Here is a 22,677-nt window from a genome sequence, read left to right on the forward strand (position 1 = left end):
TGCGGGGGCGGGGGCGGGGCGCGCGTGCGCCGACGGTCGCCGCCGGGGTCGGGCCAGGCCGGGCCGGGCTAGGATGCGCCCCGAAGCTTGGCGAGCGCCTCGGCGAGGATCGCCTCGCCGTCCTTTTCGTTCCGTCGTTCCCGCACGTAGGCGAGATGGGTCTTGTACGGCTCGGTGCGCGGCGGGGCCGGGGTGTTGTCCCGATCCCGTCCCGCCGGAAAACCACAGCTCGGACAATCCCATGTGTCGGGGATCGCCGCATCCGCAGCGAACGACGGTCTCGTCTCGTGCGCGTTAGCGCACCAGAAGGAGATACGTTGCCGGGGCGCGGTCTCGCCCCGTTCCGCCTCTCCCATCGGTCCTGCCCCGACCCGGCTCCCCCGGATGGCGTTGCCACCTGCCACGGCCCGCGTGCTCCTTCGTCTCGTCCCATGGGTGGTAGCACGGAAACCGTGCCTGCCGATTTCGTGGCCTCGAGTGCCGCGAAACCTCGTACCCGGTTTCGTAAACCTGACGTTCCCGGCGCTTTTCCCTGGATGTTCCTCCGGGTACGTCCTGGAGGGAGTGTAGGCCGCGAGAGCCACCCATGGATGCACCGGCCACCCCCGCCTGGTTACCCCTGGCGTTACCCCCGGTGGGAGGAGCGTGTGCAGGTCGGCTGTCATCCGGACCCCAGCGAGACCGCGGTCGGATCGGCGGTGCCGATCGACGGCACGATCGTGAACGCGGTGACGTCCGTGCTGTGGAACTGCGGGGTGTGCACGACGGCCAGCGGGATCACCGCGACCTGCCCGACCACCGTGTGCTCCAGGTCGGCCCAGTTGTTCGCGGCGGTCGCCTCGCTGGTGGCCCGCAGCGCCGTGACGAGCAGATGCAGGGCGCCCGGATCCCGGTAGCCGCCGTCGGCCGGCCTGGGGCCGGCCCACGTCTCGTCCAGCAACGGCTGGAAGACGGTGCGGCCCGCGTCGCCGTACCAGTCCGGGGCGATAATGGTGAGCGCCAGGTCCCAGAACTGCCCGGTGGGGTGGACGGCTGCCGCGCGGTAGCGCTCGCCGGTCCGGATCCGGATGTCGAGGCGGATACCGGAACGGGCGAAGGCGGTCCGCAGTGCCTCGGCGGCCGCCACGTCGGTGGCGCTGTCCGTGGTGAGCAGGGACAGCGCCGTGACGGGTCCGCCGGGGGTGTGGCTCAGCGCCTCCCGGCAACGGGCCGCGTCGCCGAGTCCCGCCGGGCTCGGGAAGGGATCCGCGTCGGTGTAGCCGGTCATCGTCTCCTGCAGCAACCCGGTGGCGGCAGCGGCGAACTCGGGGCCGCCGAGCGCTGCCGCGAGGCTCACCCGGTCGATGCAGTAGGGCAGCGCCCGGCGGACCGACAGCTCACGCAGCGCGGCCGCGGAGGGCCCGTTGAACCCGACGGTGAGCGCCAGGGTGACCCCGACCCCGTCGACCACGAGACGGGGGTCGTTCGCCCTGGCGAGCTCCACGGCCCGGCTGTCGGGTATTTTCCCGTCGAGCGACATGTCCGCGTCGCCGCTCTCCAGCTCCTGCTGCATGGCCTCCGGACTCAGGCCGTCGAAGATCGTTATATGGTCGGGCAGGGCACGGCGGATCCCGTCCGAGGACGCGCTCCAGGATGGGCTGCGCGACAGCCGGTACCCCTCGCCGGGGGCGACCGTGAACCGGTACGGCCCGGCCGAGACCAGGTTGTGCAGGTACTCCAGCGAGTCCGGCGGGTAGGCCAGGGCCTCCAGCGGCACCGGGGAGGCCGCCGGCAGCGCCAGCACGTCCACGAAGTCGTTTACCGGGGCCAGTAGGTGGAACGCGAGCGTGTCGTCGCCGACGATCTCGATGCCCTCCACGGTGCTGCTCTCGACGAAGGCCGCGGCGTCGGCAACCGGGGTCGCCGCCAGCTGGGCACAGAACTCCCGGAATCCGACGATGGTCGCCGTGAAGTAGCCGCGCAGCGGTGACAGGTTCGGGGGCGTGCACAGTCGCTTGATGCCGCGGGCGACGTCGTTGGCAGTGATCCGGCGCTGGTTGGGGGTGTCCCAGCGCGCCGCGGGACGCAGCCGCACCGTGTAGACCAGCCCGTTCTCGGTGACGACCGGCGCGCCGACGGCGAGGTCCGGCCGCGGGATGGTCGACTTCGTCGTGTCCTCGTCGGAGGGATAGCTGTACAGCTGGCGGGTCACGAGCCGGCTGACCGCCCGCTCGCCGGGCTGGTCGGCCCAGCCCGGATCGCCACTGGGCATCCACTGGGTGACGATCCGCAGCGTGCCGCCCGGCTTGCCGGACGGAGGGGGCGTGGTGGTCGTCGCCGGGGTGGGACTGGCAGCGAGCTCACGCGATCCGTCCCCCGAGCCACCGCTGCAGGCGGTCACCGTGGCAGCCAGGACCGTGGCAGCCAGGACCGTGGCGAGCACGGACACGAGGCGAGGCAGCCGGCCTCCACGGCCGCGACCACTCCCGCGGCCGCGACCAGGGCGCGGGCCGAACTGGGCGTTCAATTCTTCAGCAGCAGACCGAGACCGACGATGCAGGTGAACCAGATGATCCCAACAGCGATGGTCAACCGGTCGAGGTTCTTCTCCACAACCGAGGACCCACCCAGCGACGAGGACACGCCGCCGCCGAACAGGGTGGACAGCCCGCCTCCCTTGGCTCGGTGCAACAGCACAAGCATGATCATCAGAATACTTGCGACAATCAGGGCGATCGACAGACCGATCGTCATCTAGACCAGCTCCCGCTCCTCGGGGAAGTGGCAGGCCGCTCGGTGCCCAGGCCGAACCTCCGACAAGGGCGGTTCCACCGTCCTACACACCTCCTCGGCCTTCCAGCAACGTGGGTGGAACCGGCACGCCTTGAGGGGATCGGGCGGGCCGGACACGTCGCCACGCAACAGTATCCGCTCTCACCGACAGTGCTTCGCCTGGTCCGGTGGTCCGGCACCGGGACGGCCGGCGGCAGGGCGAGTGCGCGGACGCGTCCGCCGTCAGGCCGGCGGCCCGCTGCGCACGATGCCGACGAACTCCTCGGCGACCAGGCTCGCCCCGCCGACCAGCCCGCCGTCCACGTCCGGCATGGTGAACAGCTCGCCGGCGTTCGCTGCCTTCACCGAGCCGCCGTAGAGGACACGGATCCCCGCGGCGATCTCATCGCCGTACTGCCTGGCCAGCTGGCCGCGGACCGCCGCGCACATGTCCTGGGCGTCCTGCGCGGAGGCGGTGCGGCCAGTGCCGATCGCCCACACCGGCTCGTAGGCGATGACGATCGTCGCGGCCTGCTCGGCGGTGATGCCAGCCAGCGACCGCTCGAGCTGACGCAGCACGTGCTCGACCTGGGTGCCGGCGGCCCGGATCTCCTCGGGCTCCCCCACGCACAGGATAGGGGTGAGCCCCACGGAGAAGGCCGCCTTCGCCTTGGCCGCCACCAGCGCGTCGTCCTCGTGGTGGTCGGCCCGGCGCTCGGAGTGCCCGACGACGACGTAGTCGCAGCCGAGCTTGGCCAGCATCGCCCCGCTGATGTCACCGGTGTGCGCACCCGACGCGTAGGGGGAGAGGTCCTGCCCCCCGTAGGCGATGGCGAGCTTGTCCCCGTCCACCAGGGTCTGCACGCTGCGCAGATCGGTGAACGGCGGGAGAACAACGACCTCGACGGTCTCCAGCTCGGCGGGCTTGAGATCGAAGGCGATCTTCTGCACCAGCGCGATCGCCTCGAGGTGATTGAGGTTCATCTTCCAGTTGCCGGCTACCAGCGTCCGTCGGCCGGTGCCCTTGACGCCGGCGGCGCCCTTTGAACCGGCAGCGCCCTTCACCGACCTGTCCTTGCCCACGCCGTCCTCGTCCTTCCCGGATCCCCTGTTCTTCCCGGATCCCCTGTCGGAACCTCGCTCAGATCTTCCCCGGCCCAGCAGGGCCATCAGCCGGCCCCGGCCCCGGAGGTCCCGCGGAGGCCGGACGTCCCGCGGAGGCCGGACGTCCCGCGGAAATCAGACATCGAGGGCCGCGAGCCCGGGCAGCGTCTTGCCCTCCAGGTATTCCAGGCTCGCGCCGCCGCCGGTCGAGATGTGGCTGAAGGCATCCTCCGGGATGCCGAGCGTGCGGACCGCCGCGGCGGAGTCGCCGCCACCCACGACGGAGAACCCCTTGCCGGCGGCGACCGCCTCGGCCACCCCCCGGGTGCCCGCGGCGAACGGCGCGAGCTCGAACACGCCCATCGGCCCGTTCCAGAAGACCGTGGCCGCTCCGGCCAGCCGCGCGGCGAACAGCTCCGTCGACGCCGGGCCGGTGTCGAGCCCGAGCCAGCCGGCGGGGATGGCGTCAGCCGCGACGACGGCGGTGTCCGCGTCGGCGGCGAACCTGTCCGCGACGACGACGTCGGTCGGCAGCACGATCCGCTCCCCGCCCTCGGCGAGCAGCTCCTTGCACGTTTCGATCATCTCGCTCTCCAGCAGCGACCCGCCGACCCCGTGACCGAGCGCCGCCAGGAAGGTGAAGCACATCCCCCCGCCGACGAGCAACGCGTCGACCTTGGGCAGCAGCGCGCGGATCACGCCGAGCTTGTCGGACACCTTGGACCCGCCGAGCACGACACTGTAGGGACGCGCCGGGTCGCTGCTGAGCCGGCGGAGCACTTCCAGCTCGGTAAGCACGAGCCGACCCGCGGCGTGCGGCAGCCGCTTCGGGACGTCGGCGACGCTGGCATGGGCCCGGTGGACCGCGCCGAAGGCGTCCCCGACGTAGAACTCGGCGAGCGCCGACAGCTCGTCGGCGAAGGCCGCGCGGATCGCCGCGTCCTTGCTGGTCTCCCCGGCTGCGAAGCGCAGGTTCTCCAGCAGGGCCACCTCGCCGTCCCCGAGCCCGGCGACCACCTCGCGGGCATGCGCACCGGCGATGTCACCGCTGCCGTCGCCGGCGAACGCCACCGGCCGGCCCAGCAGCTCGGCGAGCCGACCCGCCACCGGCTCCAGGGAGTACTTCGGGTCCGGTTCGCCCTTCGGCCGGCCCAGGTGCGAGCTCACGACCACCCGGGCGCCCCGGTCCAGCAGCGCGGAGATGGTCGGGACGCTGGCGCGGACCCGGCCGTCGTCGGTGATGCGCGGGGTGTCACCGGAACGATCCAGTGGCACGTTCAGGTCGCTGCGGACCAGCACTCGGTGCCCGGCGACCTGCAGGTCGTCGATCGTCCTCACGCTTCGTTACTCCATTGGGGAGAGAAATTGTCGAGGAAGAGCCGGAGAGGATCCTCTCCGGCCCGGTCGGGAGGAACGGCCGGGGAGGACCGGCGCCGCCCGACGGGTTTCGCCGGCCGGCGGCGCGCGGGCCTAGAGGCGCGCGGCGACCAGCGCGGTCAGGTCGACCAGCCGGTTGGAGTAGCCCCACTCGTTGTCGTACCAGCCGACGACCTTCACCTGATTGCCGGCGGACATCGTCAGCAGCGAGTCAAACGTGCAGGACGCCGGGGTGTTGACGATGTCAGAGGAGACGATCGGGTCCTCGGTGTAGACAAGGTAGCCCTTCAGCGGGCCCTCCGCCGCCGCCTTGAACGCCGCGTTGACCTCTTCCTTGCTGGCCTTCTTGTCCAGGGTGGCCACCAGGTCGGTGACCGAGCCGTCGAGGACCGGCACCCGCATCGCCAGTCCGTCGAGCTTGCCCTTGAGGTGGGGCAGGACCAGCGCGGTGGCCTTCGCCGCACCCGTGGTGGTCGGGATGATGTTCTGCGCCGCAGCCCGCGCCCGCCGCAGGTCCGAGTGCGGGAAGTCCAGGATGACCTGGTCGTTGGTGTAGGCGTGGATGGTGGTCATCAGCCCCTGGCTGATACCGAAGGCCTCGTCGAGCACCTTCGCCATCGGCGCGACGCAGTTCGTCGTGCAGGATGCGTTGGACAGGATGTGGTGCCTGGCCGGGTCGTAGGCGTCGTCGTTCACGCCTATCACCACAGTGATGTCCTCGTCCTTGGCCGGCGCCGAGATGATGACCTTCTTGGCACCCGCCTGCAGGTGCTTGCCCGCATCCGCCGCCTTGGTGAAGCGGCCGGTGGACTCGATGACGACGTCCACGCCCAGATCGGCCCAGGGCAGCGCCGCCGGGTCGCGCTCGGCCAGCACCTTGATCACGGTGTCACCGACGCGGATACCCTCGTCAACGACGCTGACCGCAGCGGACAGCGTACCCAGCGTGGTGTCGTACTTGAGCAGATGCGCGAGAGTCTTGTTGTCGGTCAGGTCGTTGACCGCGACGATCTCAAGATCGTTCCGGTTGCTCACCGCGAGCGCCCGCCAGAAGTTACGACCGATTCGCCCGAAGCCGTTGACACCCACCCGCGTAGCCACGTCCAGGACTCCCTACCGTCTTGTCTCGTCGTTTCGATAGTCACGCCGTCGTTCCATCGCGACGTCGTCGTTCGGTTGTGACGTTCTCGTTCATGTGGCGCTGTCGAGGCAGGAGCCTAACGAGTTTGCACATCATCGGCGGGAATCCGAACCGTGCGATGTTGGTCTCCTCACACGGTGCGGGCACGCCCCACCCGGAAACTACATCCCATCACATGGCTGCGCTGCCGCACCGCCGGTGCGCCTCCGCGCAGGGCCGGGGGCCGGCAGATCCCGTGGACCCGCGCTGACGCCGGCCGAACCGCCCAGGCGGGCGTCCCACGGGGCGGACCCCACCCCGAAGAGCCCCGAAGAGCCATCCGATCCCGATGGTGCTACTGGGCCAGTAGTCCACTTGCGGGTATGACTTGCAGGTATGAAATGTCTGGGCCTGACCTGGGCCGCTGTTGCTCAGGCGTTCTCAAGGAGATCCGGGGAGACGCTCGCCTCGGTGTTGGGGATACCGAGCGCGTTGGCCCTCTTGTCGGCGAGCGCCAGCAGCCGGCGGATCCGGCCGGCGACCGCATCCTTGGTCAGCGGCGGGTCCGCGAGCGCGCCCAGCTCCTCCAGGGAGGCCTGCGCGTGCTCGATGCGCAACCGGCCGGCCGCCAGCAGGTGCTCCGGGGCGTCGTCACCGAGGATGCGCATCGCGGCCTGCACCCGGGCGCCGGCGGCCACCGCGGCCCGGGCGGAGCGGCGCAGGTTGGCGTCGTCGAAGTTCGCCAGCCGGTTGGCGGTCGCCCGGACCTCCCGGCGCATCCGCCGTTCCTCCCAGGCGAGCAGGCTGTCGTGCGCACCGATCCTGGTCAGCAGCGCGCCGATCGCGTCGCCGTCGCGGATGACGACGCGATCGACGCCGCGCACGTCCCGGCTTTTGGCCTGGACCCCCAGCCGACGCGCCGCGCCGACCAGGGCGAGCGCGGCCTCTGGACCAGGCGAGGTCACCTCCAGCGAGCAGGACCGACCCGGCTCGGTCAGCGAACCGTGGGCGAGGAACGCGCCCCGCCAGGCCGCCGCGGCGTCACAGGCGGAGCCCGTGACCACCTGCGGCGGCAGCCCGCGCACCGGACGGCCACGCTGGTCGAGCAGGCCGGTGGACCGCGCGAGCTGCTCGCCGTCTCGCTCGACGCGCACGATGTAGCGCACCGAGCGGCGCAGCCCACCGGCGGCCAGCACGGCCACCGTCGAGGGGAAGCCGAAGACCTCGGCGACCTCACGACGCAACCGGCGGGCGGTCGCGCCAGTATCGAGTTCCGCCTCGACCACGATGCGACCACCGACGATGTGCAGCCCCCCACCGAAGCGCAGCAGGGCCGCCATCTCGGCCCGCCGGCAACAGGGCTTCGCGACCCGCAGCCGGCTCAGTTCGTCCTTGACGGTGGCCGTCATCGCCGCCACACCGATCACTCCTTGGCTTCACCGGATGGGGTCCGGCGGACCGGTCCGCCGGACGATGAGTACTGCGTGACCGGCCGCCGGGACGCGGGCGTCGGGCAGGTCGCCTCCGGGAGTCCCGCGAACACCGCACGGAAGGCCGCGGCGAGCCGGACCGGATCGTGCACGGGCGCGCCGGGGATCCGCACCGGCGCCAGATGGAGCCGGGCACCGACGTCCGCCGCCGCCCGGGCGAGCAGATCGGGGTCGGGCACGGCGGTCGGATCAGCGATCACCACGTCCAGCCGCAGGCCGGGAACGTGCCGGCCGAGGGAGTGGAGATGGGCCTGGGGGGTGTATCCCTCGGTCTCCCCCGGCTGGGCGGCCAGATTCAACACCATCACCCGGTTCGCCCGGGACGTCGCGATCGCCCGGTTCATCTCAGGAACCAGCAGATGCGGCAGCATGCTCGTGTAGTGCGATCCCGGTCCAAGGATGATCCAGTCGGCCGCGGCCGCCGCGGTCACCGCCTCCGGACAGGCCGGCGGTGCCGCCGGCGACAGCCGGACACCCGCGACCCGTCCACCGGTCGTGGCCACCGCGGCCTGCCCGCGCACCTCGACCTCGGCGGTGGGCGCCGCCGGATCCAGCCCCACGACGTCGGCGACGATGTCGATGCCCCTGGTCGACAACGGCAGCACCCGCCCCCGCACGCCGAGGAGGGTGGCGGCCAGGTCGAGCGCGGCCACCGGTGATCCGGCGCGCTCGGCGAGCGCGGTCAGCACGAGGTTGCCGACCGCGTGCCCGGCGAGCGGCCCGTCGCCGCCGAACCGGTGCTGGAACACGTCCGCCCAGGTGGTCGACCATCCGTCCGGTCCGGCCAGCGCGGCCAGGGCCATTCGCAGATCGCCCATGGGCAGCGCGCCGAGCTCCGCGCGCAGCCGCCCGGAGGATCCACCGTCGTCACCGACGGTCACCACGGCGGTAAGCGCCGGGGTGATCTGCCGGAGCGCGGCGAGCGAGGCGGCGAGCCCGTGGCCACCGCCGAAGGCGACGACCGCCGGTGCCCGGTCCGGACCGTCGGAGCGCGCGGCTACGCCCTTGAGGTTCACGGATGGTTCACTCCCGTCCCAGGTCACGGTGCACCACCCGGACTCCCACGCCGCCCGCGGCGAGCCGGATGCCGAGCTGCTCGGCGATCGCGACGCTACGGTGCTTGCCGCCGGTGCACCCGACGGCCAGCGTGAGATACCGCTTGCCCTCACGGGCGTAGCCCTCGCCGACCAGGCGGAGCAGCGCCGAGTACTGGTCGAGGAAGTCCTGCGCTCCCGGCTGGGCCAGCACATAGTCGCGCACCTGCGGATCGCGGCCGGTGAACGGGCGCAGCGCCTCCACCCAGTGCGGGTTGGGCAGGAACCGGCAGTCGGCGACGAGATCCGCATCCAGCGGAAGTCCGTACTTGTACCCGAACGACACCACCGTGGCGTTGAGCCGGTTGGCGTTCGGCTGCCCGAACGCGGCGTCGATCTTCGACCGCAACTCGTGGACGTTCAGGTCGGTGGTGTCGAGGACCAGGTCGGCCTCGCCGCGCAGCTCGGCGAGCAGAATCCGTTCCCGGCCGATGCCGTCGACCACCCGCTCGTCGCGCTGCAGCGGATGCGGCCGGCGGACGTGCTCGAACCGGCGGATCAACGCGTCGTCGCTGGCCTCGAGGAACAGCATCCGGGGATGCATGCCCCGCGCGTCGAGCGCCGCGATCGCGGCGCGCAGGTCAGAGAAAAACGGCCGGCCCCGCACGTCCACCACGACGGCGATGCGGCTGATTGCCCCACCGGAACGACGGCCCAGCTCAGCCATGGTGGACAGCAGCTCCGGGGGAAGGTTGTCGACGACGAACCAGCCCAGGTCCTCCAGACACTTCGCCGCGGTGCTGCGCCCGGCGCCGGACAGCCCGGTGATGATCGCCAGATCCAGGGTCGGGGTGGTCATGAGACGGTCTCCGTGTCGAGAATCTCTCCGGTGCGCGGGTCGACGACGGGGGCGGGCGCGTCGGCGCGGCCCGGCGCCGACCGGGCCAGCGCGGTGACGATCGCCGCCGCCGTCCGCGGGCCGATGCCGGGCACCTGCGCGATCTGCTCGGCACTCGCCGCCCGTATCTTCGCCACCGAACCGAAGTGGCGCAGCAGGGCCTTGCGCCGGGTGTCACCCAGGCCGGGGACCTCGTCGAGGGCGGAGGCCACCATGGCCGTGGACCGCTTCTGCCGGTGGTAGGCGATGGCGAAGCGGTGCGCCTCGTCGCGCACCCGTTGCAGCAGGTAGAGCGCCTCGGACGTCCGCGGGAGGATGACCGGGTCCGCGGTGTCCGGCAGCCAGACCTCCTCCAGCCGCTTCGCCAGCCCGCACAGCGCCACCCCGCCGGGGCCGGCGTCGATGCCGAGCTCGTCAAGCGCCCAGGCCGCCGCAGCCACCTGGGGCGCCCCGCCGTCCACCACGACGAGGTTCGGCGGGTAGGCGAACCGGCGCGGCCGCCCGGTCCCCGGATCGATCGGCTGCGCGGCACCCGGCGCGCCGGCGATGTCGCCAAGCTCGCCGATGGCGGCGATGTCGCCAATGTCGCCAATGCGGGACCGCTCGGCGAGGTAGCGCGAGAACCTCCGGTGGATGGTTTCGTACATGCTCGCCACGTCGTCCCCGGCAGCCCTGTCCCGGCCGGCGCCCTCCCGGCCGGCACCCTCCCGACCGGCGATGCCGCGGATCGCGAACCTGCGGTACTCGGACTTGCGCGGCAGGCCGTCCTCGAACACGACCATGCTCGCCACGACGTTCGTGCCCTGGGTGTTCGAGACGTCGAAGCACTCGATGCGCAGCGGCGCGTCGGGCAGCTCCAGGGCCTCCTGAAGCTCGGCGAGGGCACGGCTGCGGGCGGTGAGGTCACTGGCCCGCTTCGTCCGGTGCAGCGCGAACGCCTGCTTGGCGTTGCGCTCCACCGTTTCGAGCAGGGTGCGCTTGTCCCCACGGCGGGGCACGCGGACCTCGACGCGGCTACCCCGGGCCGCGCCGAGCAGTTCGGTGACCGCCTCGACATCGGGCGGCAGGGCGGGCACCAGGATCTCGCGGGGGATGCCCTCCCCCTGGGAGCCCGCGGTGGTCGTGGGCACCGTCGAACCGGCGGTCCCGGTCGAGGCCGCTCCCGTGCCGTCGAGGTACTCCTGGGTGAGGAACTGCTCGACGAGGTCCGCGGTCGTGACCTCGTCGAGCTTGTCGACGACCCAGCCCCGCTGGCCGCGTACCCGCCCGCCACGCACGTAGAACACCGTGACGGCGGCCTCCAGCTCGTCCTCGGCGAAGGCGATGACGTCGGCGTCGGTGCCGTCGGGCAGGACCACGGCCTGCTTCTCGACCGCGCGGCGCAGGGCGCCGATGTCGTCGCGCAGCCGCGCGGCGCGTTCGTACTCCTGGGCCTGCGCCGCCTGCTGCATCTCCCGTTCGAGCCGACGCAGGTAACGGCCCGTCTGCCCGGACATGAAGTCGCAGAAGTCCTCGACGATCTCCCGATGGGTGGCCGCGTCGACCCGTCCCACGCAGGGTGCCGAGCACCGGTCGATGTACCCGAGCAGGCACGGCCGTCCGACCTGCGCGGCCCGTTTGAAGACCCCGCCCGAGCACGTGCGGGCGGGGAAGACCCGCAGGAGCAGATCGAGGGTCTCCCGGATGGCCCAGGCATGCGCGTACGGGCCGAAGTACCGGACGCCCTTGCGCTTGGGTCCCCGCATGACCTGCAGGCGCGGGAACTCCTCGTGGAGGGTCACGGCGAGACTCGGGTAGCTCTTGTCGTCGCGGTAGCGGACGTTGAAGCGCGGGTCGAACTGCTTGATCCACGTGTACTCGAGCTGGAGGGCCTCGACCTCGGTCGAGACGACGGTCCAGTCGACCGAGCTCGCCGAGGAGACCATGTGCTGCGTACGCGGATGGAGGGTGTGCAACTCGGCGAAGTAGTTGGCCAGCCGGGCCCGCAGGTTCTTGGCCTTGCCGACATAGAGCACACGACCGTGCTCGTCACGGAAACGATAGACACCGGGTGTCTCGGGGATCGAGCCCGGCGCGGGCCGGTAGGACGCCGGATCAGCCATGAACCGAGCCTACGGCGACCTTCATCCCGAGCAAGCAGCACCTGCACGTAACCATTTCATCACGCATAGCGCGCGGGCTTGACGGCGGGTTCCCTCCGGTGGTGGCGGTAGGGTAACGAGCGGCGACGGCCACCCGGTAGCGTCGTGACCGATTACACACCTTCCGCTGTTTCGGGGCCCCCGTTGGCGTCCGGGGCGGAGGGCTGCGACCCTCGAGACATCGGGCAAGCGAACCGAGGGAGCCAGCGCGTGCTTGGTAAGGACGTCACGGCGGAGTTCGTCGTGGACGACGCGTCCAGCCGTGGGCGGATCACCGTGTTCCAGATCTGCTGGGGCGCCCGCGACCCGTTGGCCGTGTCCATGACGCTGGTGTCCAGGCCGGAGCATCCCGCGCTGCCGCAGGGCAGCTGGGTCGCACCACGCGACACCCTGCGCGCCGGCCTGGAGACGGCGGTGGGCGACGGGGACGTCCGGATCGGTCCCGACACGGATCGGCGCGGCGTGCGGCTCGACTTGGTGCACGGCGACCGCCAGTCCGTGGTAGTGGTCGCGGCGTCGTCGCTACGCAGCTTCCTGGACCGCACCGAGCGGCTTGTCCCGACCGGTCAGGAGCACACCGAACAGGAGCTGGACGCCGTCCTCGCGGACCTGCTGCGGACCTGAGCGGGCGGGAGCGGTCCCACCTCGGCGACCTGGTCCCTGAGGATCTCCCGGAGGAAGACCGCGGTGTGGCTCTCCTCGACCGCCGCCACGGCCTCGGGCGACCCCTGCGCGACGACACGGCCGCCTCCCGTGCCCCCCTCCGGACCCAGGTCAATGATCCAGTCCGCCGTCTTGATGACATCGAGGTTGTGCTCGATCACGATGACCGTGTTCCCGGCGTCGACCAGCCGGCCGAGCACGCCGAGCAGCTTGCGGATGTCCTCGAAGTGCAGACCGGTCGTCGGCTCGTCGAGCACGTAGACCGTCCGGCCGGTGGAGCGCCGCTGCAGCTCCGAGGCGAGCTTGACCCGCTGCGCCTCGCCGCCGGACAGGGTCGGCGCCGACTGGCCGAGCCGGACGTACCCCAAGCCGACGTCGTTCAGCGTCCGCAGGTGGCGGGCGATGGCCGGCACCGCGGCGAAGAACTCCGCCGCCTCCTCGATCGGCATGTCGAGCACCTCGGCGATGTTCCTGCCCTTGTAGTGCACCTCCAGCGTCTCCCGGTTGTACCGGTCGCCGTGGCAGACCTCGCACGGCACGTACACGTCTGGCAGGAAGTTCATCTCAATCTTGAGGGTGCCGTCACCGGAACACGCCTCGCACCGCCCGCCCTTGACGTTGAACGAGAACCGGCCCGGCAGATAGCCACGGACCTTCGCCTCGGTCGTCTCGGCGAACAGCCGGCGGATGTGGTCAAACACGCCGGTGTAGGTGGCGGGGTTGGACCGCGGTGTGCGTCCGATCGGGGACTGGTCGACCCGGACCGCCTTGTCGAGGTGGTCGAGCCCGCTGACAGTGCGGTGCCGGCCCGGCACCTGCCGGGCGCCGTTGAACTTGTTCGCCAGGACGGCGGCGAGGATGTCGTTGACGAGGGTGGACTTCCCCGAGCCCGACACCCCGGTGACGGCCACGAAACAGCCCAGCGGGAACGACACGGTGACGTCGCGCAGGTTGTGCTCCCGGGCCCCGTGTACGGTCAGTGCCCGGCCCTTGGCCGGCACCCGGCGGATGTCGGGCACCGGGACCCGCCGCCGCCCGGACAGGTAGGCGCCGGTCATCGACTCCTCGCTGGCGAGCAGCTTCTCGACCGGCCCGGAGACGACGACCCGGCCGCCGTGCTCGCCGGCGCCGGGGCCGATGTCGACCACCCAGTCGGAGGCGCGAATCGTGTCCTCGTCGTGCTCGACGACGATGAGCGTGTTACCCAGGTCGCGCAGCCGCAGCAGGGTCTGGATGAGCCGGCGGTTGTCCCGCTGGTGCAGGCCGATCGACGGCTCGTCGAGCACGTACAGCACCCCGACGAGCCCGGAACCGATCTGGGTGGCCAGCCGGATGCGCTGTGCCTCGCCGCCCGCCAGGGTGCCGGCGGCCCGGTCGAGGGAGAGGTAGTCCAGCCCCACGTCCAGCAGGAACGTCAGCCGCGCGTCGACCTCCTTGAGCACCCGACCGGCAATGGTCCGCTCCCGTTCGGTGAGGTCGAGCCGGCGCAGGAACACGGCGCACTCGCCGATCGCCAGACCCGAAACCTCGGCGATCGACCGGCCACCCAGCGTCACCGCGAGTGACTCCGGCTTTAGCCGCGCGCCGCGGCAGGCCGGGCAGGGGATGTCGCGCATGTAGCCCTCGTACCGCTCCCGGCTGCTGTCCGACTCGGCCTCGCGGTGCCGGCGGCCCAGGAAACCGATCACGCCCTCGAAGGAGGTGTGGTAGGAACGCTTGCGGCCGTAGCGGTTGGTGTAGCCGACGTGGATCTCGGTGTCGCCGCTGCCGTACAGCACGGCCTTGCGGGCCCGCTCGGGCAGCCCCTCCCACGGGGTGTCCATCCTGAAGCTGAGGTCCTCGGCGAGGGCCGTGAGCAACCGTTCGAAGTACTCCTTGTTGTGGCCGCCCGACCAGGGGGCCACCGCGCCCTGCGCCAGCGACAGGGTGGGGTCGGGCACGACGAGCTCCGGGTCGACCTCCTTGCGGGTCCCAATCCCGGTGCACTCGGGGCAGGCGCCGTACGGCGAGTTGAACGAGAACGACCGCGGCTCCAGCTCCTCAAAGGAGAGGTCGTCGTAGAGGCAGGCCAGATGCTCGGAGTACATCCGCTCGCGCTCGGGATCGTCGGTGTCGCGGTCGACGAAGTCAACCAGGACGAGCCCGCCGCCCAGCTTCAGGGCCGTCTCCACCGAGTCGGTGAGCCGCCGCTTCGCTGACGACTTGATCGCGAGCCGATCGACGACGACCTCGATCGTATGCTTGCGCTGCTTCTCCAGCTTCGGCGGATCGGTGAGCGGCACCACCGTGCCGTCGACGCGGGCCCGTGCGAACCCGGAGCTCTGCAGCTCGGCGAACAGGTCGACGTACTCGCCCTTGCGGCCACGCACCACCGGGGCCAGCACCTGGAAGCGGGTGCCTTCGGGCAACTCCAGCAGCCGATCGACGATCTGCTGCGGGGTCTGCCGGGAGATCAGCCGCCCGCACTTCGGGCAGTGCGGGCGGCCGGCGCGGGCGAAGAGCAGCCGCAGGTAGTCGTAGACCTCGGTGATCGTGCCGACGGTGGACCGCGGGTTGCGCGAGGTCGACTTCTGATCGATGGAGACGGCCGGAGACAGCCCCTCGATGAAGTCGACGTCGGGCTTGTCCATCTGCCCGAGGAACTGCCGCGCATAGGCCGACAGCGACTCCACGTAGCGCCGCTGCCCCTCGGCGAAGATTGTGTCGAAGGCGAGGCTGGACTTGCCGGACCCGGACATACCGGTGAAGACGATCAGCCCGCCGCGGGGCAGGTCGAGGTCGACGTCACGGAGATTGTGTTCACGCGCGCCACGCACGACAAGAAGATCGGCCATCGACAAACCCTCATGATCTTCAGTAAGACCGGACCTGGGCGAGTGTGGCCATGCTACGGATGAGGACCGACACTTTTCCGGGGGCGGCCACCTAACCATCAGCCGGACGAATCCGTCGAATCCGGCAGAGACCTCGGATGCGTCAGAGGCGTCAGAGGCGTCAGATCTCCCGGTGCCACCCGACGGACCGTAACGACCGGCAGCTATCCCCTGTTCCCGTCCCATCCGCGCCATCCACTCCGGAGATGATCATCATGAGCGACACCAACGGCGGCGACACCAGCCGCACCGGCTACACCGGCTACACCGGCTACACCGGGAAAGTCACGGTCGGCGGTCCGGCCGACGTGCGGACCCTGCCAGGCCTGACGATCACCAAGGTCGCCGTCGGCCCGATGAACAACAACGCCTACCTACTGCGCTGCCCGGTCACCGGGGAGCAGCTGCTCGTCGACGCGGCGAACGAGGCCGACACGCTGCTGCGGCTTGCCGGGGATGCGGGGCTGGCAACGGTGGTCACCAGCCATCGGCACGATGATCATGTTCAGGCCCTCGCAGATGTGGTCACCACCACCGGGGCCAGCACGGTCGCCCATCCGGACGATGCCCCGGCCATTCCGGTGCCCACCGCGCGGCAGGTGCGCGAGGGGGACGAGATCGCCGTCGGGACGGCGGCCCTTCGGGTGATCCACCTGGTCGGGCACACACCCGGATCCATCGCCCTGCTCTACGACGCCGATCCCGCCGCTCCCCACCTCTTCACCGGAGACTGCCTGTTCCCTGGCGGCCCTGGAAACACGTTCGGTGACGAACAGGCCTTCACGACGCTGATGGACGATCTCGAACGCAAGATCTTCGGCCCACTGCCGGACACCACCTGGATCTACCCCGGCCACGGACACGACACCACCCTCGGCGCCGAACGCCCGCACCTGGCGGAATGGCGCGCCCGCGGCTGGTGACGGTGGCGGTGAGGCCGGCTACGGCGAGCTCGCGCACTCACGCCACCGGGCACTCACGCCACCGGATACGCTCACTCCCCCGAGACCCCCTCCGGCACGAGGTGATGCTGGCGTTACGTCCGCTGGCCAGAGGAGCCAGAGAAGCCGGGGGCGCCGTCGGCAAGATCATCGATCAGATCGTCCTGCCGCTGCCGCGGCGTCCGCGGGACCGGGCGGAGATGGCCGAGACGCAGCCGCGTCTCGGCCGGGACGGCGTGCCACCGTGAGCTGACCGCGGGCTCCCAGCCTGGCCGGGCCAGCCCGCTCACCAGCCCGGAGAGGATCCGGACCGCGCGCAACGCGTCGTGCGACCGGCCCACGGCCAATTTGCGCGCGGCGAGGACGGTCAACTGGGCCGCGTGCACCGCGGTCCACGACCGGCCCACGTCGTGACGGTGCCGCCGGGCATAGGTGGCGGCCGACCGGCCGAGTTCGGCGTACAGCAGCCCGGACCGCCCGACGGTCTCCCCGCCCACATGAACGACCGGCCAGGCGTCGTCCGCCCAGACGATGCGCCCGCCCGCGGCGTGCAACCGGGCGAACAGATCCGTCTCCTCGTAGTACATCCAGTACGACGGGTCGAATCCGCCCAGCCGTAGGAAAATCTCCGAGCGGACGGCGAAGAAGGCGCCGACCGGATAGCGCAGTTCCGGCCACCTCTCCACCGCGGCGCTCTCGCCCCGTACCGCCGTGTAGGCGTTCGTCCGCGGGCGCGGCAGGACGGCACTCGCCCGTCCCCGCTCGCCCGCTGTGCCGCGGATCGGGAAGCCGACCACGTCGGCGGACGACGGGGCCCAGGCGAGCAGCTTCGGGATCATCATCGCGGTGTCGGCAGGGACCGTCACATCACTGTTGACCACCAGGATCCACTCCGGCCGCAGCCCGTCCTCCAGGGCACGGCGGACAGCGAGGTTCACCGCGGTGCCGTATCCGACGTTCCCGTGCCCCTGGACCACGCGCACACCGTCCGGCAACGCATCATGCCTGGATTTCCCATCATTTTCTACCAGAAATACCCGACATTCCGCCATGGCATCCAGTGTGGTCAGCAACCGGTACAGAGACGTCGATCCCCCGTGAGAAACGACGACCGCCAACAGCCTGTGCATCATCCGCCTTCGGCTAGTGCGCCCGCAACGAGCTGCGAAATTTCGGGAAGAATCGGCAAGAAAGGACCACGACTCACACCGAACGAGTACACACGATCGGTCCCGGAACGTCGAGTATTCCCGCCCGCGCGTCTCCTCGCCCGCGTCAGAGAGATACGTTCCGGCGGCTGGATGTGCACCGAATGTACCGCAGTACCCGCCGGAGCCAGCATAACCGATGAGCCAGGACTGTCAGGCATCCTCGTTCCCGGCGCGTCGCGACACCATTCCTCGATATGTTTCCGGGCGGGTGGCGAACCGGGCCCGGTTCGCCACCCGCCCGCCGGTCATCGGGGCACCGCCTGGGAGCCTTCGGCCACGCCCTCCGGCTCGGCCACGCCCTCCGGCTCGGTTACCCCCTCCGGCTCGGTTACCCCCTCCGGCTCGGTTACCCCCTCCGGCTCGGTTACCCCCTCCGGCTCGGTTACCCCCTCCGGCTCGGTTACCCCCTCCGGCTCGGTTACGGACCGCGGGGCCGGCGGGGTGGTGCGCAGCGACCAGACGATGGCCACGACCAATGTCACCACAATGACACCGAGCGACAGCGCGATCGGCGGGTGCCACACGTCGGTGAGCAACATCTTCACGCCGATGAAGGCCAGGATGAACGCGAGCCCCGTCGCCAGGTGGTGGAAACGTTCCATCAGACCGGAGAGCAGGAAGAACAACGACCGCAGCCCCAGGATGGCCAGGGCGTTGCTCGTGTAGACCAGGAACACCTTGTCGGTCACACCGAGCGCGGCGGGCACCGAGTCGAACGCGAACAGGACGTCGGCGGTCTCGATCACGACGAGGACGGCCAGTAGCGGCGTGGCGACCAGCTTCCCGGCACGCCGAAACACGAAACGCTGCCCCTGATAGTCGTCGGTGACCGGAATGACCTTGCGCAGCAGCGCGACCGCCCTGCTCCGGCCCGGATCCATCTCGACGCCGTCGCCCCGGAGCATCGTGACCGCCGTGTAGAGCAGAAAAGCCCCGAAGACGTAGATGACAAAGCTGAACCGTTCGAGCAGCGCGATGCCGGCCCCGATGAACAGGAAACGGAGCACAAGCGCTCCCAGCACACCGTAGAACAGGACGCGGTGCTGGTAGGCGCGAGGCACCCTGAAATAAGAGAAGATCAGCGCGAAGACGAAGAGGTTGTCGACGGACAGGCTCTTTTCCAGCAGCCACGCGGCGGCGTACTCGCCGGCGGGCCCCGGGCCCTGCCAAGCCCAGATGACACCGGCGAATCCGATGCCCAGCGAGACCCACAGAACGCTCCACCACGCGGCCTCGCGAAAGCCGATGACGTGAGCCCGACGATGTGCCAGCAGGTCGATGGTCAGGAGTGTGAGCAGGACGCCGACGAAGGCGGCCCAAGCCCAGGGGGACACGTACACAGATGATCTCCAACGGAGTCGGGTGCCCGCCGCGGCGGGCGGTCAGCGCCAGAAGCCGCCGGGATGGGCGGGGCGGACCGTGGTGGCGCGCCCGCGCAGCGGGGCGGTCTCCACCGCCTGCTTCAGCTCCACCGGGCCCACCGTTCCGATCAGGCGAAGGCGACCGTCATCCGGGGCGGCGCCAATGACGGCGACGCAGCCCGCGGCCGGCCGCTCCAGAAGCCGGCCGGTGACGTCCGTCAGCTGCTCGTCCGGACGGGCGGTGGCAACCATCTCCAGCGGAATCATGACCCGGTTGATCCGGGCGAGACCTCGATCGTCCATCGGCACTGCGGCGAGGTCACGCAACAGCGCCACCCCGGCGAGGGATCCGTCGAAGTCCTCGACTCCGAACACCGCCCTCCGCGACGGCAGTACAACCTCGTCCAGCGCGCTTGCGACGGTCGTCCAGGCGGACAACGGCGGCGGCGGCGGGCTCATCACGTCCCGGACGGTCAGACCCTCCAGCGCGACGTAGGTCCGCTGCTGCGCCTGGGCGAACCGGGAGGTGCCCAGCGCCAACCAACCCAGCAGGACGGCCCACAGCGCGACGAACCCGACCAGAAACGACCCGACCACCCCGACGGCGATCAGTGACCAGCCAGTGATCACGCCGGCGCGGGCCGCGGCCTGCTCGGCGCGCGCGCGACTGCCAGTGCGGCGCTCCACCCGGGCGGCGATCAGCCGGCCGCCGGAGCTGCGCGGGGAGGGAAGGACGTCAACGAGGGTCACCAGCAGCGCGAAGGTACCCACCCACAGGGCCACCTCGCCGGCCAGTTCCCAGATGCCGGCGGGTGCCAGGGCACCGAGCACGACGAGCAGGGCCCCGGCGGCAGCGGTGACGAGCAGGCCGGCCCGCGCGATCCGCGCCTCGACCTGGGTGCCGACCTGGGTGCCCGTCCCCGGCGTGGGATCGAGGGCCGCCACGGGCGGCGGCGCGAGATCGATACCGTGGAGTGCCGGCTGGTGGGCGGTCGGGTGAGGGGCGGCCGGGTGAGGGGCGGCCGCCACGCCCGCGGAGCGGTCGGGCGCACCGGCCAGGACCAGCCGGCTTCCGAAGGCGCCGAGGGTGATGCCGAGAACGGTCACCCCCGACCGACGGGCCGACCGGGCCCGCATCAGATCGGCGGCCAGCAGGACGCCCACGAGCAAGCCCGCCCCGATCAGACCGCCGGACAGGTAGGCGAATCCGGGCCGGCCGGGCACGGTGGCCGGCAGCGTGATCGCGGAGAGGAGGACAGTGACGATCGCCACCGAGACAGCCAGTCCCGGACGCACCGTGATCGGCGGGAGATGTCCCCGTCGGGTGGCGTCGTGGGTGGTCATGTCCGCTCAGAGCTCCTTTCGCCTTCACCGGGCCGCGGTCACGACCGGGTGTCATACATGCTCAACGCATAGCCTGCCCGTCAACGTCCCAGCAGACACCGCAGGGAGTCCGCGACTTTGCCGACGATTTCGTTGCCGACGATTTCGTTGCCGAGGTTCGGCAACATCGAAGTTCGGCAACATCGAGATTCGGAAACTGTCGGAGGCCTGTGGTGTGCTAGAAGCCGTGAGCACAACGTTCGAACGGCCCACCATCGACATCGAGCGGACGCGGGCGCCGTTTCAGGTCGTGTCCGACTTCTCCCCGTCGGGCGACCAGCCTGCCGCCATCGACGAGCTGGCCCGGCGGGTCGGGGCCGGCGAGTCCGACGTCGTCCTCCTCGGCGCCACCGGCACCGGAAAGTCCGCGACCACCGCGTGGCTGGTCGAGCGCCTGCAGCGGCCGACGTTGGTGATGGCTCCGAACAAGACGCTCGCCGCGCAGCTCGCCAACGAGTTCCGGGAGCTGCTGCCGCACAACGCCGTCGAGTACTTCGTCTCGTACTACGACTACTACCAGCCCGAGGCGTACATCGCGCAGACGGACACCTACATCGAGAAGGACTCCTCGATCAACGAGGAGGTGGAGCGGCTACGGCACTCGGCGACGATGAACCTGCTCACCCGTCGGGACGTCGTCGTGGTCGCGAGCGTCAGCTGTATCTACGGCCTCGGCACACCGCAGGAGTACATCGACCGGATGGTGCGGCTGAGGGTCGGCGACGAGATCGAGCGGGACCTGCTGCTGCGCCGCTTCGTTGACGTACAGTACACCCGCAACGACCTCGCCTTCACCCGCGGGACGTTTCGGGTCCGGGGGGACACGGTAGAGATCTTCCCGGTCTACGAGGAGCTCGCCGTCCGAGTCGAGATGTTCGGCGACGAGATCGAGCGGCTCACCTACCTGCATCCACTGACCGGGGAGGTCGTCCGCGAGGCGGAGGAGATCTACGTCTTCCCGGCCACGCACTACGTCGCCGGGCCGGAGCGGATGGAGCGGGCGATCGCCGGCATCGAGGCGGAGCTCGCCGAGCGGCTGGCCACCATGGAGCGGCAGGGCAGGCTGCTGGAGGCACAGCGGCTGCGGATGCGCACCACCTACGACATCGAGATGATGCGCCAGGTCGGGTTCTGCTCGGGGATCGAGAACTACTCCCGGCACATCGACGGCCGCGAGGCCGGGAGCCCGCCGCACACCCTACTCGACTACTTCCCCGACGACTTCCTGTTGGTGATCGACGAGTCGCACAACACCGTCCCGCAGATCGGCGGGATGTACGAGGGCGACATGTCCCGCAAGCGCAACCTCGTCGAGCACGGGTTCCGGCTGCCCAGTGCCATGGACAACCGCCCGCTGCGGTGGGAGGAGTTCCTCGAGCGCATCGGCCAGACGGTCTACCTGTCGGCGACCCCGGGCCCCTACGAGCTGGGCCGGTCCGTCGACGTCGTCGAGCAGATCATCCGGCCTACCGGCCTGCTCGACCCCGAGGTCGTGCTCAAGCCGACGAAGGGGCAGATCGACGATCTCGTCCACGAGATCCGGCTGCGCGCCGAGCGGGACGAACGGGTCCTGGTCACCACGCTGACCAAGAAGATGGCCGAGGATCTCACCGACTACCTGCTCGAGCTCGGCATCCGGGTGCGGTACCTGCACAGCGAGGTGGACACCCTGCGCCGGGTGGAGCTGCTCACCGAGCTGCGCCGCGGCGAGTTCGACGTGCTCGTCGGGATCAACCTGCTCCGCGAGGGTCTCGACCTGCCAGAGGTGTCGCTGGTGAGCATCCTCGACGCCGACAAGGAGGGCTTCCTGCGCTCGGACAAGTCACTGATCCAGACGATCGGCCGGGCCGCCCGTAACGTGTCCGGGCAGGTCCACATGTACGCGGATGCGATCACCCCGTCGATGCGCCGCGCCATCGACGAGACGAACCGGCGGCGCGAGAAGCAGATCGCCTACAACACCGAGCGCGGGCTGGATCCCCAGCCCCTGCGCAAGAAGGTCGTCGACATCCTCGACGACATGGTTCGCCAGTCGGCCGACGGCGAACTGATTGGCGGCGGCGGCCGATCGCAGTCCCGCGGCAAGGCCCCAGTTCCGGGGATGAAGTCGCGCGCCGGCAGGGAGGGCGCCGTCGGCCGGTACGCCGCCGAACTCGCCGGCCTGCCCTCCCACGAACTCGCGCAGCTTATCCGCCAGCTCGACGACCAGATGCACGAGGCGGCGAAGGAGCTGCAGTTCGAGCTGGCCGCCCGGCTGCGCGACGAGATCGCCGAGCTGAAGAAGGAGCTGCGTGGCATGGGCGCCGCCGGCGTGCAGTGATGCCTTGAGC

General features: G+C 70.6%; 18 protein-coding genes. 3 read left to right on the forward strand and 15 right to left on the reverse strand.

Annotation, left to right across the window (positions count from 1 at the left end; all coding sequences use genetic code 11):
• Positions 1-68 precede the first annotated feature (68 nt).
• The 11 genes from AC08OX_RS02200 to uvrC all read right to left on the reverse strand — a co-directional run bounded on the left by AC08OX_RS02200 (position 69) and on the right by uvrC (position 11,876).
• Complete coding sequence (locus tag AC08OX_RS02200; RefSeq protein ID WP_011436081.1) at positions 69-404, reverse strand: RNA polymerase-binding protein RbpA; 336 nt, start codon at positions 402-404, stop codon at positions 69-71.
• Positions 405-661: 257 nt separating this feature from the next.
• Positions 662-2,428 carry an ABC transporter substrate-binding protein gene (locus AC08OX_RS02205; protein WP_476606256.1) on the reverse strand — a complete coding sequence of 589 codons (1,767 nt, stop codon included), beginning with the start codon at positions 2,426-2,428 and terminating at the stop codon, positions 662-664.
• A gap of 74 nt (positions 2,429-2,502) precedes the next feature.
• Positions 2,503-2,733: a preprotein translocase subunit SecG gene (gene secG, locus AC08OX_RS02210; RefSeq protein ID WP_011436079.1), complete on the reverse strand. Its 231-nt coding sequence runs from the start codon at positions 2,731-2,733 to the stop codon at positions 2,503-2,505.
• Entirely contained in the window at positions 2,734-2,901 is a 168-nt protein-coding gene (locus AC08OX_RS02215) for an oligopeptide/dipeptide ABC transporter ATP-binding protein (protein ID WP_304413236.1), read from the reverse strand.
• Between the two features lie 93 nt (positions 2,902-2,994).
• Positions 2,995-3,921 (reverse strand): triose-phosphate isomerase, encoded by a 927-nt coding sequence (tpiA, locus tag AC08OX_RS02220; protein WP_476606257.1) that lies wholly within the window; start codon positions 3,919-3,921, stop codon positions 2,995-2,997.
• Positions 3,922-3,990: 69 nt separating this feature from the next.
• A complete protein-coding gene (locus tag AC08OX_RS02225) occupies positions 3,991-5,193 on the reverse strand; it encodes a phosphoglycerate kinase (protein ID WP_476606258.1) in 1,203 nt (400 codons plus the stop codon).
• A gap of 132 nt (positions 5,194-5,325) precedes the next feature.
• Positions 5,326-6,333, reverse strand: a complete 1,008-nt coding sequence (gene gap, locus AC08OX_RS02230) for a type I glyceraldehyde-3-phosphate dehydrogenase (RefSeq protein WP_476606259.1) — start codon at positions 6,331-6,333, stop codon at positions 5,326-5,328.
• A 450-nt stretch (positions 6,334-6,783) separates the two neighbouring features.
• Complete coding sequence (gene whiA / locus AC08OX_RS02235) at positions 6,784-7,770, reverse strand: DNA-binding protein WhiA (protein WP_011436075.1); 987 nt, start codon at positions 7,768-7,770, stop codon at positions 6,784-6,786.
• A gap of 5 nt (positions 7,771-7,775) precedes the next feature.
• Positions 7,776-8,858, reverse strand: coding sequence for a gluconeogenesis factor YvcK family protein (locus AC08OX_RS02240; protein WP_476606260.1), 1,083 nt, complete (start codon positions 8,856-8,858; stop codon positions 7,776-7,778).
• A gap of 7 nt (positions 8,859-8,865) precedes the next feature.
• Positions 8,866-9,735, reverse strand: coding sequence for an RNase adapter RapZ (rapZ, locus tag AC08OX_RS02245; RefSeq protein WP_011436073.1), 870 nt, complete (start codon positions 9,733-9,735; stop codon positions 8,866-8,868).
• On the reverse strand, positions 9,732-11,876 hold the full coding sequence (gene uvrC, locus AC08OX_RS02250) for an excinuclease ABC subunit UvrC (RefSeq protein WP_476606261.1): 2,145 nt from the start codon (positions 11,874-11,876) through the stop codon (positions 9,732-9,734). The genes rapZ and uvrC overlap by 4 nt, the downstream gene beginning before the upstream one ends.
• Before the next feature lie 249 nt (positions 11,877-12,125).
• On the opposite strand from uvrC, the gene AC08OX_RS02255 reads away from it, so the two are divergent.
• Entirely contained in the window at positions 12,126-12,539 is a 414-nt protein-coding gene (locus tag AC08OX_RS02255) for an SsgA family sporulation/cell division regulator (RefSeq protein WP_476606262.1), read from the forward strand.
• Here AC08OX_RS02255 and uvrA read toward each other — a convergent pair.
• On the reverse strand, positions 12,482-15,412 hold the full coding sequence (gene uvrA, locus AC08OX_RS02260) for an excinuclease ABC subunit UvrA (protein ID WP_476606263.1): 2,931 nt from the start codon (positions 15,410-15,412) through the stop codon (positions 12,482-12,484). The two genes, AC08OX_RS02255 and uvrA, sit on opposite strands and share 58 nt — an antisense overlap.
• A gap of 254 nt (positions 15,413-15,666) precedes the next feature.
• Here uvrA and AC08OX_RS02265 point away from each other — a divergent pair, with 254 nt between their 5' ends.
• Positions 15,667-16,374 carry an MBL fold metallo-hydrolase gene (locus AC08OX_RS02265; RefSeq protein ID WP_476606264.1) on the forward strand — a complete coding sequence of 236 codons (708 nt, stop codon included), beginning with the start codon at positions 15,667-15,669 and terminating at the stop codon, positions 16,372-16,374.
• Between the two features lie 113 nt (positions 16,375-16,487).
• Here AC08OX_RS02265 and AC08OX_RS02270 read toward each other — a convergent pair whose 3' ends face one another.
• The 3 genes from AC08OX_RS02270 to AC08OX_RS02280 all read right to left on the reverse strand — a co-directional run bounded on the left by AC08OX_RS02270 (position 16,488) and on the right by AC08OX_RS02280 (position 20,308).
• Positions 16,488-17,522 carry a glycosyltransferase family 2 protein gene (locus AC08OX_RS02270; RefSeq protein ID WP_476606265.1) on the reverse strand — a complete coding sequence of 345 codons (1,035 nt, stop codon included), beginning with the start codon at positions 17,520-17,522 and terminating at the stop codon, positions 16,488-16,490.
• A 326-nt stretch (positions 17,523-17,848) separates the two neighbouring features.
• A complete protein-coding gene (locus AC08OX_RS02275) occupies positions 17,849-18,943 on the reverse strand; it encodes a TerC/Alx family metal homeostasis membrane protein (protein ID WP_476606266.1) in 1,095 nt (364 codons plus the stop codon).
• Positions 18,944-18,985: 42 nt separating this feature from the next.
• Positions 18,986-20,308, reverse strand: coding sequence for a peptidase M50 (locus tag AC08OX_RS02280; protein ID WP_476606267.1), 1,323 nt, complete (start codon positions 20,306-20,308; stop codon positions 18,986-18,988).
• Between the two features lie 226 nt (positions 20,309-20,534).
• Between AC08OX_RS02280 and uvrB the strand changes: the two genes are divergently transcribed.
• Positions 20,535-22,667 (forward strand): excinuclease ABC subunit UvrB, encoded by a 2,133-nt coding sequence (uvrB, locus tag AC08OX_RS02285; protein WP_476606268.1) that lies wholly within the window; start codon positions 20,535-20,537, stop codon positions 22,665-22,667.
• The last annotated feature ends 10 nt before the right edge of the window (positions 22,668-22,677 follow it).

It is taken from the genome of Frankia sp. CoBUL1, from assembly GCF_978021245.1.